At 70.2% G+C, this 14195-nt stretch carries 13 protein-coding genes; 1 reads left to right on the plus strand and 12 read right to left on the minus strand.

The genetic code is table 11. From position 1 onward, the window contains the following. Window positions 1-230: 230 nt before the first annotated feature. The 6 genes from ACFZDK_RS41330 to ACFZDK_RS41355 all read right to left on the minus strand — a co-directional run bounded on the left by ACFZDK_RS41330 (window position 231) and on the right by ACFZDK_RS41355 (window position 7215). Window positions 231-512 (minus strand): HU family DNA-binding protein, encoded by a 282-nt coding sequence (locus tag ACFZDK_RS41330; protein WP_046733427.1) that lies wholly within the window; start codon window positions 510-512, stop codon window positions 231-233. A gap of 267 nt (window positions 513-779) precedes the next feature. Next, window positions 780-2183 carry a malic enzyme-like NAD(P)-binding protein gene (locus ACFZDK_RS41335; RefSeq protein WP_390980563.1) on the minus strand — a complete coding sequence of 468 codons (1404 nt, stop codon included), beginning with the start codon at window positions 2181-2183 and terminating at the stop codon, window positions 780-782. Between the two features lie 340 nt (window positions 2184-2523). Beyond that, window positions 2524-4851 (minus strand): UvrD-helicase domain-containing protein, encoded by a 2328-nt coding sequence (locus tag ACFZDK_RS41340; RefSeq protein WP_390980565.1) that lies wholly within the window; start codon window positions 4849-4851, stop codon window positions 2524-2526. Window positions 4852-4911: 60 nt separating this feature from the next. Further along, the gene (locus ACFZDK_RS41345; RefSeq protein WP_390980567.1) at window positions 4912-5733 is read right to left on the minus strand and encodes a zf-HC2 domain-containing protein; all 822 of its coding nucleotides are present in this window, start codon (window positions 5731-5733) and stop codon (window positions 4912-4914) included. Further along, a complete protein-coding gene (locus tag ACFZDK_RS41350) occupies window positions 5733-6254 on the minus strand; it encodes a sigma-70 family RNA polymerase sigma factor (protein WP_010039908.1) in 522 nt (173 codons plus the stop codon). Before ACFZDK_RS41350 ends, ACFZDK_RS41345 begins: the two co-directional genes overlap by 1 nt. A gap of 352 nt (window positions 6255-6606) precedes the next feature. Further along, window positions 6607-7215, minus strand: coding sequence for an ABATE domain-containing protein (locus ACFZDK_RS41355; protein WP_390980569.1), 609 nt, complete (start codon window positions 7213-7215; stop codon window positions 6607-6609). A gap of 281 nt (window positions 7216-7496) precedes the next feature. On the opposite strand from ACFZDK_RS41355, the gene ACFZDK_RS41360 reads away from it, so the two are divergent. Then, window positions 7497-8030 carry a peptidoglycan-binding protein gene (locus ACFZDK_RS41360; protein WP_390980573.1) on the plus strand — a complete coding sequence of 178 codons (534 nt, stop codon included), beginning with the start codon at window positions 7497-7499 and terminating at the stop codon, window positions 8028-8030. Here ACFZDK_RS41360 and ACFZDK_RS41365 read toward each other — a convergent pair. The 6 genes from ACFZDK_RS41365 to ACFZDK_RS41390 form a co-directional block, all read right to left on the minus strand. Then, the gene (locus ACFZDK_RS41365; protein ID WP_390980575.1) at window positions 7981-8469 is read right to left on the minus strand and encodes a helix-turn-helix domain-containing protein; all 489 of its coding nucleotides are present in this window, start codon (window positions 8467-8469) and stop codon (window positions 7981-7983) included. The genes ACFZDK_RS41360 and ACFZDK_RS41365 overlap by 50 nt on opposite strands. 310 nt (window positions 8470-8779) lie before the next feature. Next, complete coding sequence (locus ACFZDK_RS41370) at window positions 8780-9946, minus strand: uroporphyrinogen-III synthase (RefSeq protein WP_390980577.1); 1167 nt, start codon at window positions 9944-9946, stop codon at window positions 8780-8782. 88 nt (window positions 9947-10034) lie between these two features. Next, a complete protein-coding gene (locus tag ACFZDK_RS41375; RefSeq protein ID WP_390980579.1) occupies window positions 10035-11402 on the minus strand; it encodes a NarK family nitrate/nitrite MFS transporter in 1368 nt (455 codons plus the stop codon). 231 nt (window positions 11403-11633) lie between these two features. Next, the gene (locus ACFZDK_RS41380; protein WP_390980581.1) at window positions 11634-12089 is read right to left on the minus strand and encodes a hypothetical protein; all 456 of its coding nucleotides are present in this window, start codon (window positions 12087-12089) and stop codon (window positions 11634-11636) included. A 328-nt stretch (window positions 12090-12417) separates the two neighbouring features. Further along, on the minus strand, window positions 12418-13461 hold the full coding sequence (locus ACFZDK_RS41385) for a hypothetical protein (RefSeq protein WP_390980583.1): 1044 nt from the start codon (window positions 13459-13461) through the stop codon (window positions 12418-12420). Beyond that, on the minus strand, window positions 13449-14108 hold the full coding sequence (locus ACFZDK_RS41390) for a hypothetical protein (protein ID WP_390980585.1): 660 nt from the start codon (window positions 14106-14108) through the stop codon (window positions 13449-13451). The genes ACFZDK_RS41385 and ACFZDK_RS41390 overlap by 13 nt, the downstream gene beginning before the upstream one ends. Window positions 14109-14195: the final 87 nt, after the last annotated feature.

Genomic DNA, 14195 nt, shown 5'->3' on the forward strand with positions numbered 1-14195 from the left:
CCGTCCCCGGCCCAGGGCGACGCCCTCCGGCTGGGGGTCCGGGGGTTATCCCCCGGGCAGGCACAGCATGGAGAAGCTCGTCGAGCTCGGCGCGAAGGTGGAGCTGCCGGGCAAGGCGCTCGGGTAGCGCCTGGCGAAGCGGTACGACGATGGGGCGGCCCCTGGTGGAGGGGCCGCCCCATCGTCGTGTTACGGGCCGCAGGCCGTCCCGTGGCCTGCGGACTGCAAGGTCACTTGCCCTTGGCGGCTTCCTTGAGCTTCGAGCCCGCGGAGACCTTCACGCTGTAGCCGGCGGGGATGTTGATCGGCTCGCCGGTCTGCGGGTTGCGCGCGGTGCGAGCGGCACGGTGGGTGCGCTCGAAGGTCAGGAAGCCGGGGATGGTGACCTTCTCGTCGCCCTTGGAGACGATGTCGCCGACGACATCGGCGAACGCGGCCAGCACGGCGTCGGCGTCCTTGCGAGTCACCTCGGCACGGTCGGCCAGCGCGGCCACCAGCTCACTGCGGTTCATGTTGTTACTCCCGTGTTCTTCTTGCCATTGAGGCGTGCCACGCGGCGATGCCGCATGTTTGGGCCGGGACGCATCCTGCCCCCACCTGCGGCGGGAACGCCAATCCGGGTGCCGCCCATTACCCTACGGGTGGGCCGAAGGAGGGGTTTCACGACGCGCCGGTCGGATGGCGTGGCATGTTTCACAAACGTTTGCCCCGGCTGGGTTTCGGCGGACGGCCGATGGGGGTTGCTCGCGCAGTTCCCCGCGCCCCTGACAGGGCGCTTCTCAGGCGCCCTTCGCCGCTTCCCTGACCGCGCCCGCCACCGCGCCCGCGACCTTCTCGTTGAAGACGCTGGGGATGATGTAGTTCGGGTTCAGCTCGTCCTCGGTCACGACGTCCGCGAGGGCCTTCGCGGCCGCGAGCATCATGTCGGTGTTGACCGTGCGGGACTGCGCGTCCAGGAGGCCGCGGAAGACGCCCGGGAAGACCAGCACGTTGTTGATCTGGTTGGGGAAGTCGGAGCGGCCGGTGGCCACCACGGCGGCCGTCTGGCGGGCGATCGCCGGGTCAACCTCGGGGTCGGGGTTCGCGAGTGCGAACACGATCCCGCCCTCGGCCATGGCGGCCACGTCGTCGCCGTCGAGGACGTTCGGGGCGGAGACGCCGATGAAGACGTCGGCGCCGCGCACGGCCTCCTTCAGCGTCCCGGTGAGGTTCTCCGGGTTGGTGTTGTCGGCGATCCAGCGCAGCGGCGAGTCGGCGGGGGCGCCCACCAGGTCCTCGCGGGCGGAGTGCACGACCCCGTGGATGTCGGCGACGACGGCGTTCTTCAGGCCGGCCGCGAGCAGCAGCTTGAGGATGGCCGTACCGGCCGCGCCGGCCCCGGACATGACGACCCGGATGTTCTCAATCGCCTTGCCGGTGACGCGAAGTGCGTTGGTCAGGGCGGCGAGGACGACGATCGCGGTGCCGTGCTGGTCGTCGTGGAAGACGGGGATGTCGAGGGCCTCGCGCAGCCGCGCCTCGATCTCGAAGCAGCGGGGGGCGGAGATGTCCTCCAGGTTGATGCCGGCGAAGCCCGGGGCGATCGCCTTGACGATCTCGACGATCGCGTCGGTGTCCTGGGTGTCGAGGCAGAGCGGCCAGGCGTCGATGCCGGCGAAGCGCTTGAAGAGGGCCGCCTTGCCCTCCATGACGGGCAGGGCGGCCTTGGGGCCGATGTTGCCGAGGCCGAGGACCGCGGAGCCGTCCGTCACGACCGCAACGGAGTTGCGCTTGATGGTGAGGCGGCGCGCGTCCTCGGGGTTCTCCGCGATCGCCATGCACACGCGGGCCACGCCCGGGGTGTAGATCATGGAGAGGTCGTCACGGTTGCGGATGGGGTGCTTGGACTGCATCTCGATCTTGCCGCCGAGGTGCATGAGGAACGTACGGTCGGAGACCTTGCCGAGGGTGACGCCCTCGATGCCGCGCAGCTGCTCGACGATCTGGTCGGCGTGCGCGGTCGAGCTGGCCGCGATGGTGACGTCGATACGGAGCTTCTCGTGGCCGGACGCGGTGACGTCGAGGCCGGTGACCGAGCCCCCGGAGGACTCCACGGCGGTGGTGAGCTGCGAGACGGCGGTTCCGCTCGCGGGCACCTCCAGCCGGATGGTCATCGAGTAGGAGACGCTGGGCGCCGTTGCCATGGCCGACTTCCTTCGTTGTTTCACCGTGTCGCTGGTTTTGCCGTCCGATCGTCGCACCTACCGCCGGGTAGGCGTTAGCCGGGCCTTATTACGTGCGTATTGTTCGCGCAAAAAAGAGGCCCACGTCACACCGTGACGTGGGCCTCTTCTCCGTTTATGACACCGACCCGCCATGCTCGCCTCGCGGCAAGTGGTCGCTCGTAGCGACGAAGGTTGGGCCCGGGGGCTTGGATCGGGCCGGTGTCACGACAAGGCTAACAAACGGATCCCGTACGGCCATTCCCGTCCGGGGACTTCACAGGAAACCTCCAGCCGAACGGGTCTGTCGCCGGCCCCGTGCTCAGTCCCGGAGCAGGTCCGGCACCCCGGCCGCGTCCGGTTCGTCCCGCTCGCCGGAGACCACCGTCAGCTGCTGGGTCGCCCGGGTGAGGGCCACGTACAGCACGCGCAGCCCGGCCGGGGACTCGTCGGCGATCTCCGCGGGCGAGACGACGACCGTCGCGTCGTACTCCAGGCCCTTGGCCTCCAGGCTGCCGAGGGCCACCACCCGGTCGCCGAGCCCGGCGAGCCAGCGGGCGGCCTCGGCGCGCCGGTCCATGGCGACGACCACGCCGACCGTGCCGTCCACCAGGTCGAGCAGGCGCTCGGCCTCCGCGCGCACGGTCTTCTCCAGGGAGTCGCGCACGGTGGCGAACCGGGGTTCGACACCGGTGGAGCGGACGGCCGAGGGGGACTTGGAGCCGGGCATGGCGAGGGCCAGCACCTTGGCGGCGAGTTCGGCGATCTCCGCGGGGTTGCGGTAGTTCACGGTGAGCTCGAAGCGGCGGCGCGGGCGGGAGCCGAGCGCCTCGTCGCGGGCCTCGGCCGCCTCGTCGGGGTCGGACCAGGAGGACTGGGCGGGGTCGCCGACGACCGTCCAGGTGGCGTGCCGGCCGCGGCGGCCGACCATGCGCCACTGCATCGGGGTGAGGTCCTGGGCCTCGTCGACGATGACATGGGCGTACTCGACCCGTTCGGCCGCCAGCCGTTCGGCGCGCTCGCGCTGCGACTCCTCGCGCACCGGCATCAGCTCCTCCAGGCCGGTGAGCTGGTCCAGCGGGTCCGCCTCGCGCTTCCTGCGGGGGCGGACGGGGGCGCCGAGGATGGCCTGGAGCTCGTCGAGCATGGCGATGTCGTGCACCGTGCGGCCGTCCCGCTTCAGGGAGCGGGCGACCCGGCGGACCTCGCCGGGGTTGAGGATGCGGCGGGCCCAGCGGCCGAGCCGGCGTTCGTCGGTCATGGCCGTGAGGACGGTCTGCGGGGTGAGCTCGGGCCACCAGGCGTCGAGGAACTCGATGAAGGAGTCCTCCGTGACGATGTCCTCGTCGAAGGAGGCCCGCAGTTCGGCGGCGAGTTCCGGGTCGCTGTGCCGGCCGGCCGCGCCGGAGCGGGCCCAGAGGGCGTCCAGCAGGAGCTTGCGGGCGCGCGGGCGCAGGAGGTTGACCGGGGCGGTGCCGCCGAGCGCGTTGTGTCTGACGCGGTCCAGTTCCTCGGCCTCCAGCTCCAGCCGGCGGTTGAAGGCGACGACTCTGAGCCGGGTCGGTGAATCGTTCAGCTCCAGGGCTCCGCGGGCGGCCTTGCGCAGCACCCGGAGCATCCGGGAGGAGCCCTTGGCGCGGGCGGTGGCCGGCGTGTCGTAGAGGGTGGCCTCGGCGCCGTCGACGAGGGAGCCGATGGCGCGGATGGCGACCTGGCCCTCCTCGCCGAGGGACGGCAGGACCCCTTCGGTGTACGCCACGAGGAGCGGGGTCGGGGAGACGATCAGGATGCCGCCCGCGTAGCGGCGCCGGTCCTGGTAGAGCAGGTAGGCGGCGCGGTGCAGGGCGACGGCGGTCTTGCCGGTGCCGGGGCCGCCCTCGACGTAGGTGACGGAGGCGGCGGGGGCGCGGATGACCAGGTCCTGCTCGGCCTGGATGGAGGCGACGATGTCCCGCATGGTGTGGGTGCGGGCCTGGCCGAGGGCGGCCATCAGGGCGCCGTCGCCGATCACGGGCAGTTCGTGGCCGTCGAGGCGGGCGGTGAGCTCGGGGCGCATCAGGTCGTCCTCGACACCGAGGACCCGGCGGCCCTTGGAGCGGATGACCCGGCGTCGTACGACACGCCCGGGATCCACCGGAGTGGACCTGTAGAAGGGGGCGGCGGCCGGGGCGCGCCAGTCGATGACCAGGGGGGCGTAGTCCTGGTCGAGGACGCCGATGCGGCCGATGTGCAGGGTCTCGGCGATGTCGGCGGTGTTGTCGGCGCGGACCGCGCCCTCGGCGGGTTCCACGGCGGTGTAGGCGCCGTCGGGCCCCTTCTTGCCGTCCTTGCCGAGGAGCAGGTCGATCCGGCCGAAGAGGAAGTCCTCGAACTCGTTGTTGAGCCGGTTGAGGTGGACGCCCGCCCGGAAGACCTGCGCGTCCCGCTCCGCGAGTGCGCCGGGCGTACCTACCTGACCGCGCTTGGCCGCGTCGTTCATCAGGAACTCCGCCTCGTGGATCTTCTCCTCGAGGCGCCGGTACACCCGGTCGAGGTGTTCCTGTTCGACGCTGATCTCACGGTCCCGAACGGAGTCCTGGACCGAGTCCTGGACGGCATCCTGTTCGGGGCCGTGAGAGCCGACCGCGGATTGTTGAGCCTGAGCGGCCACCGGGCCCCCTTCTGACGTGCTGGGCAGCCGTCAACCGTACGCGAAAGGGGCCCGCTGAAGCTACGCGCTGACCGAGACCAGCTTCTTGCCGTCGAAGGTCATGACCTCGAAGTGGTCGATCTGGCTGGGGGTGAAGGCGGCGCCGCCGTGCACGTAGAGGGGCTCCTTGGCCTTCTCCGTCTTGGCGTCCGTGATGCCGTAGCCCCAGTTCGGGACGGACCAGGAGGTCACCGTCTCGCGCTCGCCGTTCTTGCCGACGGCGATCAGCGAGCACTTCTTCGGGCCGGTGACGTTCTCGAGCTGGAGGACCGCGTGGGTGCCCCAGTCCTTCTTCTCGACGGCGACGGTCGCGGTGACGTGGGTCGTCGGGTCCGTGGCCGTCTTCTTGTCGGACATCGTCTGGAAGGCCTGCTGGGCCGGGCCCATGGCGATGTCGCCGCCGCTGCCGCTGTCCGAGCCGCTCAGCGCCACGCCGGCCGCCGCGCCGCCGGCGATCAGCACGACCGAGGCGGCCAGGCCGAAGAGGCTGCGCCGACTGCGGACCTTCCGCTTCTCGGCGACCTCGACGACGAGCTTCTCCACCATCCGCGGGCTGGGCTTGGCGGACAGCGACTCACCGATGGACGGTGTCGATCCGGAGCCCGGCAGATCGGCCAGGGCGGCCAGCATGGGCTCCATTCCGGCCAGCTCGTCGAGCTGCTGGGCGCACCACTCACATCCGGCCAGATGGGCCTCGAAAGCGGTTGCCTCGGCATCGTCGAGAATGCCGAGCGCGTACGCGCCGACCGTCTCGTGCTCATTGGGCACCGGAGATTCCTGCATAGCACCAGACATACCCGAACCACCTGTGCCGAACCCGCCGTGCCCCCCGTACACACTCATCACGCCGTCACCCCCCGCTCCTCCAGAGCCAGCTTCATCGACCTGAGGGCATAGAAGACCCGCGAACGGACGGTGCCGCTGGGTATACCCAGCGTTTCGGCCGCCTCGTTGACGGTACGCCCCTTGAAGTACGTCTCGACGAGCACCTCCCGGTGGGCCGGGGTCAGGTCGTCGAGCGCGTCAGACAGCGTCATCAGCCACAGCGCCTTGTCGATCTCGTCCTCCGCGGGGATGACCTCCAGCGGCGACGGATCGACCTCCTGCGGCCGGGCCTGCCGGCTGCGGTGACCGTCGATGACGATGCGGCGAGCGACCGTCACCAGCCAGGGGCGTACCGATCCGGTCGCTCGATTGAGCTGGCCGGCGTTCTTCCAGGCACGGATGAGTGTCTCTTGCACGACGTCCTCGGCGCGTTGCCGATCACCGGCGACCAGCCGAAGGACATACGCAAGGAGTGGTCCGGCGTGCTCTCGATAGAGGGCACGCATCAGCTCCTCATCTGGTTCCGAGGGCTGGGACATGCGATGTCGGGCCCTCGATCCACGTTCATTGGCCACGGCCGCATCCTTGCGCACGCCCACCTCCGGTGTCCGGGGGTTCCCCCAGTCGGTCGCTCCCCCACCGGTACGGAAGTGGCATGCGGGGTGTTCAACAAGACCCCACATTTTTTGGCGGGGTGACATGACGAGCGGGACATGACCGCACATTCCCACCGCGTGATCTTTACATTTCCGACACAACGTCGACGGCGGTCGAGCTGCCCGTACGCGCCCGTCATCAAACGGAGTGTTGTCGAAATCACTTTGAAGAAGCTTCGATGAAGATCCGACAGAAGCCGTGAAAGGGACAGGAGTTGGGGAGATCCCGTCCGGGTCAGGCGCGGGCGAGCGCGGCGCGCCGCCGGTGCCGGGCCACCCGCTCACGGTTGCCGCAGACCTCGCTGGAGCACCAGCGGCGCCTGCGTCCCCGGGACGTGTCCAGGTACACGAGGGGGCAGTTGTCGCCCTCGCACTCCCTGATCGCCGCCCGCGCGACGGGGTCGGTGAGCAGCTCCACGGTGTCCCGGGCGACGGCCGCGAGCAGGGCCGCGCACTCGGCCGGGCCGGCCAACTCCCGCACCAGGACGCCGCCCGCGCCCGGCACGGCGCGTGGGGCCGGGGGCGCGGCGGCGCGGGCCAGGTCGTTGACGCGGGCGAGCGCGAGATCGTACGGCCGTGCGCCGCCGGTGTTCCTGCCGGTGTTCCGGTCCCGCACCAACCGCTCGACATGCGCACGCAGTTCGCGGAAGCCCACGAGCCAGCCGGTGTCGGCGTGCGGCAGCGGCGTGCCCGGCGGGACGAGCCCCGATCCGGTGATCCAGGCTCGCAACGGCCCGAGCGCGTCGAGCCGTTCGCCGGGGTGCGTGGTCGCCAGCAGGTCCAGGCAGACCCGCCCGGCGTCGAAGCGCAGCTCGTAGGGGGCCGCGGCCGTACCCAGTGCCATGTGCCTGCCACCGCCTTAGGACAGGGAACCGTGTTCCTTCACAGTGCCCGGCGCGGCGGGCGGCCGGAAGCCCTCGTACCGGTGTTCCACGAGGTTCCCGTCCGACCCGCACCCGGCGGGGACACCGGAGCACGGCGCACGGGTCGTCCCCGTTCGGTCCGGGGACCCCGGCAGGCCTCGCCGCCCCCGCCCGTGACCGTGACTCTGTCTCCTGCGAAAGCACAGCGAGCCGCCCCAGGGGGGACCCCGCCGGGGGACGGCGGTTCAGAAAGGACACGTTCATGAGCATGCGCACCCGGGTCGTCGCGCTGGCGACGGCCGTACTGCTGGGGGCCGGCGGCCTGGCCCTGGCACCGGCCGCGAGCGCCGCCCCGTACCACGGGATAGACGGCGGCGGTTCCGTCCTCGACGACTGGCAGGACGAGGAGAACCTCGGCGTCGACGACTACGCCAGCAGCAACGCGACGGCCCTGTGGGAGACCGTCCTGTGGGCGGACGGCGCCCAGTGGCAGGACGACGACGGCGACTCGCACCCGTTCACCAAGAGCCTGATCGACGGCTCGTTCGGCCCCGAGACCGAATCGGCCACCCAGTGGTGGCAGGACCACTTCAATCTGTCGGACAACGACGGCGTCGTCACCGACCAGACCTGGACGTTCGCCCAGCAGCGGCTCACCGGCCCGGCCTCCGGCGGCATCGTCACCTACAACGGCACCGTGCGGAAGGCCACCTTCAAGCGGGTCAGCAACAAGTACCGGGTGCGGATCAAGGGCACCGGGTCCTGGAAGATCGCGTACTACGACCAGCTCGGCTGAGCGCACCCCCGGGGCGGGCGGCCTGCCGGTCGCCCGCCCTGCGGGGCAGCGCCCACAGCAGCCCGGCGGCCAGCAACGCGGCGAGGGCGGACGCGGCGAGAGCGGCGGTCCGCCATCGCCGCTGTCCTGTGGAGGGCTCGGGTACCGCTTCCGCGGGCGGCTCCGCAGCGCCCTGCGGCCAGGCCTGTTCGGCCAGTTCCCACAGGGCCAGCAGCCGCGTCTGGTCCCCGCCGCCGAGCCGGCACAGCACCTGCGCGGCGCTCCTCGGCGGCAGTCTGTCCCCGCTCAGATAGCGCTGCCAGGACGACTTGCTGTACGCGGTGCGCCGGGCCAGTTCGGCGAGGCTCAGTCCGGTGCGGCCCTTCAGGACGCGCAGGTGCTCGACCAGGTGCCGGGCCTCCCCCGGCAGTGCGGCCGGCAAGGGCTGCCAGCGTGTCATACCGTCCCCCCGTGTGCCGTGTCGGCGCCAGCCTGGCGCCCTGGCGGCAAGATCCGGCAGAGCGCATACGCGCGGTCCCGGGGCACGCACGGTCGCACACGCGCGTCCGCACGGGACGGCCCGGCTCACACGGGCAGGAACGGACCCGAGTGGTGATCCGGGGACCGCCCCCTACGGCCCGTTGCCGGGAGGCGGTCCCCACAACGTCGTACGACGGTCAGCCGGTCCGCCCATCCCCGGCGGCGAAAAACGCACCGCAGCCCGCTCTCTCCCCCGAACCACTCCACGGCCGTGTCGTCGGCCGCCGGTCTCACGCGTCGGCGTACTTGGCGTCCGCCGCCGGGTCGAGTGCGAGCCGGTAGCCGCGCTTGACCACCGTCTGGATCAGCTTCGGGGCGCCCAGGGCCGTGCGCAGGCGGGCCATCGCCGTCTCCACCGCGTGCTCGTCGCGGCCGGCGCCCGGCAGCGCGCGCAGCAGTTCGGCGCGGGCCACCACCCAGCCCGGCCGCCTGGCGAGTGCCCGCAGCAGGGACATCCCGGCCGGCGGCACCGGCTTCAGCGCGCCGTCGACGAGGACGGCGTGCCCGCGGATCTCCACCCGGTGCCCGGCGACCGGCAACGCCCGTGCCCGGGACGGCAGTTCCTGGCAGAGGAGCTGGACGAGCGGGCCGAGCCGGAAGCGTTCCGGCTGGACCGTGTCGACGCCGAGCGCCTGCAGCGGCAGCGCGGTGACCGGTCCGACGCAGGCCGGTACGACGTCGTGGTTGAGGGCGGCGAGCAGGTCGCCCCGCAGCCCCCGGTCCTCGGCGCGCGAGAGCAGCGAGGCCGCGGCGGGCGCGCTGGTGAACGTGATGGCGTCGACGGAGCGGGAGACGACCGCGTCCAGGAGCCGGTCCACCGGCCCGAGGTCCTCCGGCGGCATCCACCGGTACACCGGCACCGGCACCACCTCCGCGCCCGCCGCCCGCAGCGACTCCACGAACCCGGGCAGCGGCTCCCCATGCAGCTGTACGGCGATCCGGCGGCCGTCGACGCCCTCCTCCAGGAGCCGGTCGAGCACCTCGGCCATCGACTCGGAGGACGGCGACCACTCCTCGGTCAGCCCGGCGGCCCGGATCGCCCCCTTCACCTTGGGCCCGCGGGCCAGCAGCTCCACGTCCCGCAGCCGCCCGAGCAGCTGCTCGCCGACGCCCCAGCCGTCGGCGGCCTCGACCCATCCGCGGAACCCGATCGCGGTGGTCGCCACCGCGATGTCCGGTGCCTGGTCGATGATCTCCTTCGTGGCGGCGAGCAGTTCGCCGTCGTCGGCGAGCGGCACGATGCGCAGAGCGGGGGCGTGCAGCACGGCGGCACCGCGCCGCTGGAGCAGTGCCCCGAGCTCGTCGGCGCGGCGCGCGGCCGTGACCCCCACGGTGAATCCCGCGAGGGGACCGTGCTGACCGCCGCCGTCGCCCGACCGCTGCTGTTCCTCGTACATGGCTGCTCTCCTAGCTGACCCGCATGCCGAACGAGCCTGTCAACGCTCCGTGACAGGCTCGGTTCGACTTGATGTCACCAGTGTTACGTCACACCTCGGCGTAGCTGAGCTGCGCCTTTGTCTCGGTGGCGGTTGCGGCCTGCCCCTGCGCGGCGGGCCGGCGAAGGTATACGGCCCAGGTGACCGCGAAGCACAGGCCGTAGAAGGCCAGGAAGGCGACGAAGGCCCCGGTGCCGCTGCCGTAGGAGAGGTATGACTGCCGGAAGGCGAGGTTGATGCCGACACCGCCGAGCGCGCCGACGGCCCCGATGAGCCCCATGGAGGCCCCGGACAGCCGCCGCCCGTAGGCCGCGGCCTCGTCACCGGTGAGTCCCTTGGCGAGCGCCTTGGTCTGGAAGATGCCGGGGATCATCTTGTACGTGGACCCGTTCCCCAGACCGCTGAGCACGAACAGCACGACGAAGACGGTGACGAAGAACGGCAGCGACTTCTCGATGCTGGCGATGACGAGGAGGCCGGTGGCGGTGGCCATGCCGACGTAGTTCCACAGGGTGATCTTCGCACCGCCGTACTTGTCGGCGAGCCAGCCGCCGACGGGCCGGATCAGGGAGCCGAGCAGCGGACCGATGAAGGTGAGGTAGGCGGCCTGCAGCGGCGTACGCCCGAACTGCACCTGCAGCACCTGCCCGAAGGCGAAGGCGTACCCGATGAACGACCCGAACGTCCCGACGTAGAGGAAGGACATGATCCAGGTGTGGGCGTCCTTGGCGGCGTCGATCGCGGCGCCGGTGTCGTTCTTCACGGTGGCGAGGTTGTCCATGAAGAGCGCGGCGAGAACGGCGGCGACGAGGATCAGCGGAATGTAGATGCCCAGCAGCACGCGCGGCCCGCCACTCGCCCCGATGATCGCGAGGGCGACCAGCTGGATGACCGGCACGCCGATGTTGCCACCGCCCGCGTTGAGCCCCAGCGCCCACCCCTTCTTCCGCAGCGGGAAGAAGGCGTTGATGTTGGTCATGCTGCTCGCGAAGTTGCCGCCGCCGATGCCGGCCAGCAGCCCGACGAGCAGGAACGTGTTGAACGACGTCCCCGGCTTCATCACCGCGAAGGCGGCGACGGTGGGGACGAGCAGCAGTCCGGCGCTGATGATCGTCCAGTTCCGGCCGCCGAAGAGCGCGACGGCGAAGGTGTACGGCACCCGGACGACCGCGCCGACCAGGGTGACCATCGACGTCAGCAGGAACTTGTCGGCCGGGGTGAGCCCGTACTCCGGGCCCATGAACAGCACCAGCACGGACCACATGGTCCAGATCGAGAACCCGATGTGCTCGGAGAGAACCGAGAAGATCAGGTTCCGACGTGCGACCTTCTCGCCGGTCGCGTTCCAGAACGCCTCGTCCTCCGGATCCCACTCCTGGATCCAGCGACTACGGGAAGTAGGGGCTGGGGCTGTCATGACGCCTCCACGGTGCTCCGCGTGCTCGGGCTGCTACGAGTGACTAGGCCCGAAGGTAGGGACGCGTCGTTTCCACCCTGTGCCTGCGAGTGACCGGAAAGGAACGTTGCTCTCACCCTGGGGGGAGGGCGGTTGAGAGGTCGGGGCGGGCGAAGGACTGAGGCCAGGGCGCCACATCAGGAAGGGCGGCCGGGATGACGGACGAGGGAGCGGGAACACACGACTCCTCGGTCAGCCGGTGCAGGCCTTGTTCCCGCGGTGAGAGGTCAGGGCGGTGGTCTGCCACACGCCTGAGCCGTTCTTCTCGACGCGCGTGTCGTACAGCACGTACGGGCTCTGGTCGGAGGGGGTCCGGTCGACCTTCCCGGTCTTGCGGTGCTTGTTGAAGCCCTTGCTCTCGTCGGAGCAGTAGCGGACGGTCGCCGTCGTCCCTCCGGGTGCCAGAGTGACCTTGGGGTCGTAGTAGCGGGTGGTGCCGGTGAAGGAGAGGCCGGCATCCAGATACGCCTGGATCCAGGCGACAGCGCCGCTCAACGCCTTGTCCCGGTAGTAGAAGGAGAGGGTCGGCGCGGCTGTGTCGCCACGCAGGATGGCCTCGTTCGTCGAGTCGATCCGTGCGGCGACGTCGTCGAGCACGGCGTCCTTCGTGGCGTCGTCGGCCTTCCAGGCGGTATACTCGTCCTTCACGTCCGACGGCAGGGTGACCCGCGGACGGTCCGTCCCGGCCGACGGGCTCGGGGACGCCGATGCGCTGCCACCCGTCTTCTCACCGGTCGCGTTGTCATCCGCCACAGAGCCCCCGCCCCCACCGCAACCACCGACAAGGACCGCGACTGCGGCTCCCGCGAGTGTGCCCACGAACGGACGGGACCAGCGGATCACTCCGAACTCCAGTGAAAAGTAGTGGGTTGGCGCATACGGAAGACCGCGGCAAGGCGCACGAAGAGACAGACCCGGCTGCGGTTGCTCTCGCATCACGCAGCCAGGTCCCCGTCAGTGCCGATGGCGGTACGACTCACCTGTTGACGGACTGGATCTCCTGCACGGTCACATCCTGCGACCGGCCGAAGGAACCGGGGTCCAGGTCGTGTGTGCCGCCGCCGTCGCTGCCGGTCCAGCTGATGTCCCAGGTGATGGTGGCCTTGAGCTGGTACGAGCCGTTGCCGGACGAGCGGAGGTACTTCACTCCACAGGGTGGCGTCTTGTCGGCGTCCCCCGCGGTGTACTTCTCCCCGGCACCGTCGCCGTTGAACTCGCAGACCCCCGAGGCCGGGTAGGTGACCGCGTCGGAGGTACCCGGCTCGATCTTGAGGGAGACGGGTGTGGCGGTGGTCGTGGCCCACATGCCCAGCGCGTCGATCCGCGCGGTGACCGACACCGGCTTGAAGGTCGCCCCGTCCAGCCACGCCCACGTGGGGAGGTTCACCTTCGTAGTGCCGGCGGGAGCCAGGCTCACGTCCTTGGAGGGCACCCGGATCTCGTTGTAGGCGAGTTGGGCGAGGATCTCCGGCGTGACGGCGTTCTTGATGTTGGCCGGCGGCGCGTCGCCGGTGTCCACCCAGAAGTAGGGCTCCTTGCATTGGTCCCAGCCGGGCGGGAACGACTCGTTGACGTACGAGTCCCACCAGTACCCCTTGCCGGTCTTGTCCTTGTTGAAGTCCTTGTAGGGGTGACCGTTGACGTATCGGTCGCGCTGGGTCGCGTCCCACTCGTATCCCGTCGAGTCCTGCGCCCAGATGTTCTCCAGGTACGCCTGGAGTGCGGCCGGGGTGTACTTCGGCGCGTACCAGCAAGCCGGAGGGGTCCAGGACGTCGTGGAGGCAATTGGGCCCACGGAAGTGCCTGAGCCGTTCTTGGACCGGTCGTAGACGATCAAGCCCACTGAGGAATTGATCTTGTCCCCATCGGCACCACCCGACTCGTTCCCTCCTGTGGGTGGGGGAGTCTTCGCACCCCCACCCACCCCGGTGTTGGCCAGCGCGGGTCCCGCGCCCGCCAGAGTCGAGCCGACCAGAAGCAGAGCGACCAGCGGTCTTGCGCCTGGCCTCATGGCTGGCACTTGGAACTCCCCCTCACAGACATGAGCTTTTCGACGGCCCAAACGCCCTTGTCGTTCTTGTGCAACTGGGTGCTGTACAGCACGTAACTGTCCTTGGAGACAGGCGTCTTGTCGACCTTCTTCGTCTTCAGATAGAGGTCGTAGGCCTTGCCTTGGTCCTCGCAGTACACGAGTGAAGCCTGATTCGAACTGCTGACGTTCACTACCGGGTCGTAGTAGCGGAAGTGCCCCGTCGTCCGCGCCTTGGCCTTCACATAGGCCTTGACATACGTCTCGATCTGCGCAGCGGCCTCGCCCTCGAAGTAGTACAGGTAGGCCTTGTCCAACGGATCCTGGTTGGCGATGGCAAGGTCGACGGACTGGATGTTCTGCTCGCTGTCCGCCAGCACGGCATCCTTGACCGCATCACCGGTCTTGGGCCATTCAAAGGTGTACGAGAGATCCGAGGGCAGCTCGATCTTCGGACGCCCCGACGTCGCCGTCGAGGCCGAAGCGCTCGGCGAAGCCGAGGACGACGCGTCGGTGTCCGCGCCCGCGATCTTGTCGTTCGACTTGGAGTCGTCTCCCCCTCCGCCGCAGCCGGCGAGCAGAAGTGCCGTCGCCGTGCCGGCGGTGAGAGTCGTGAGCAGGCGGAGACGGCGGGTCACGGTGGGCTCCTGACGGGGCGGGTGATGTCGAAGAAAGCAGCCGATACGGTAGCCGGGAGGGCACCGACGGCACCAGAGCGAATGGTC

The organism is Streptomyces sp. NPDC007901, from assembly GCF_042959465.1.
GTDB lineage: Bacteria > Actinomycetota > Actinomycetes > Streptomycetales > Streptomycetaceae > Streptomyces.

Excerpts from the sequence above, each read along its gene's own strand:
- ACFZDK_RS41335 (WP_390980563.1), bottom strand. The coding sequence starts at position 2,183 with ATGGCAACGGCGCCCAGCGTCTCCTACTCGATGACCATCCGGCTGGAG.
- ACFZDK_RS41365 (WP_390980575.1), bottom strand. The coding sequence starts at position 8,469 with ATGACACGCTGGCAGCCCTTGCCGGCCGCACTGCCGGGGGAGGCCCGG.
- ACFZDK_RS41355 (WP_390980569.1), bottom strand. The coding sequence starts at position 7,215 with ATGGCACTGGGTACGGCCGCGGCCCCCTACGAGCTGCGCTTCGACGCC.
- ACFZDK_RS41345 (WP_390980567.1), bottom strand. The coding sequence starts at position 5,733 with ATGAGTGTGTACGGGGGGCACGGCGGGTTCGGCACAGGTGGTTCGGGT.
- ACFZDK_RS41375 (WP_390980579.1), bottom strand. The coding sequence starts at position 11,402 with ATGACAGCCCCAGCCCCTACTTCCCGTAGTCGCTGGATCCAGGAGTGG.
- ACFZDK_RS41360 (WP_390980573.1), top strand. The coding sequence starts at position 7,497 with ATGAGCATGCGCACCCGGGTCGTCGCGCTGGCGACGGCCGTACTGCTG.
- ACFZDK_RS41350 (WP_010039908.1), bottom strand. The coding sequence starts at position 6,254 with ATGTCCCAGCCCTCGGAACCAGATGAGGAGCTGATGCGTGCCCTCTAT.
- ACFZDK_RS41330 (WP_046733427.1), bottom strand. The coding sequence starts at position 512 with ATGAACCGCAGTGAGCTGGTGGCCGCGCTGGCCGACCGTGCCGAGGTG.
- ACFZDK_RS41370 (WP_390980577.1), bottom strand. The coding sequence starts at position 9,946 with ATGTACGAGGAACAGCAGCGGTCGGGCGACGGCGGCGGTCAGCACGGT.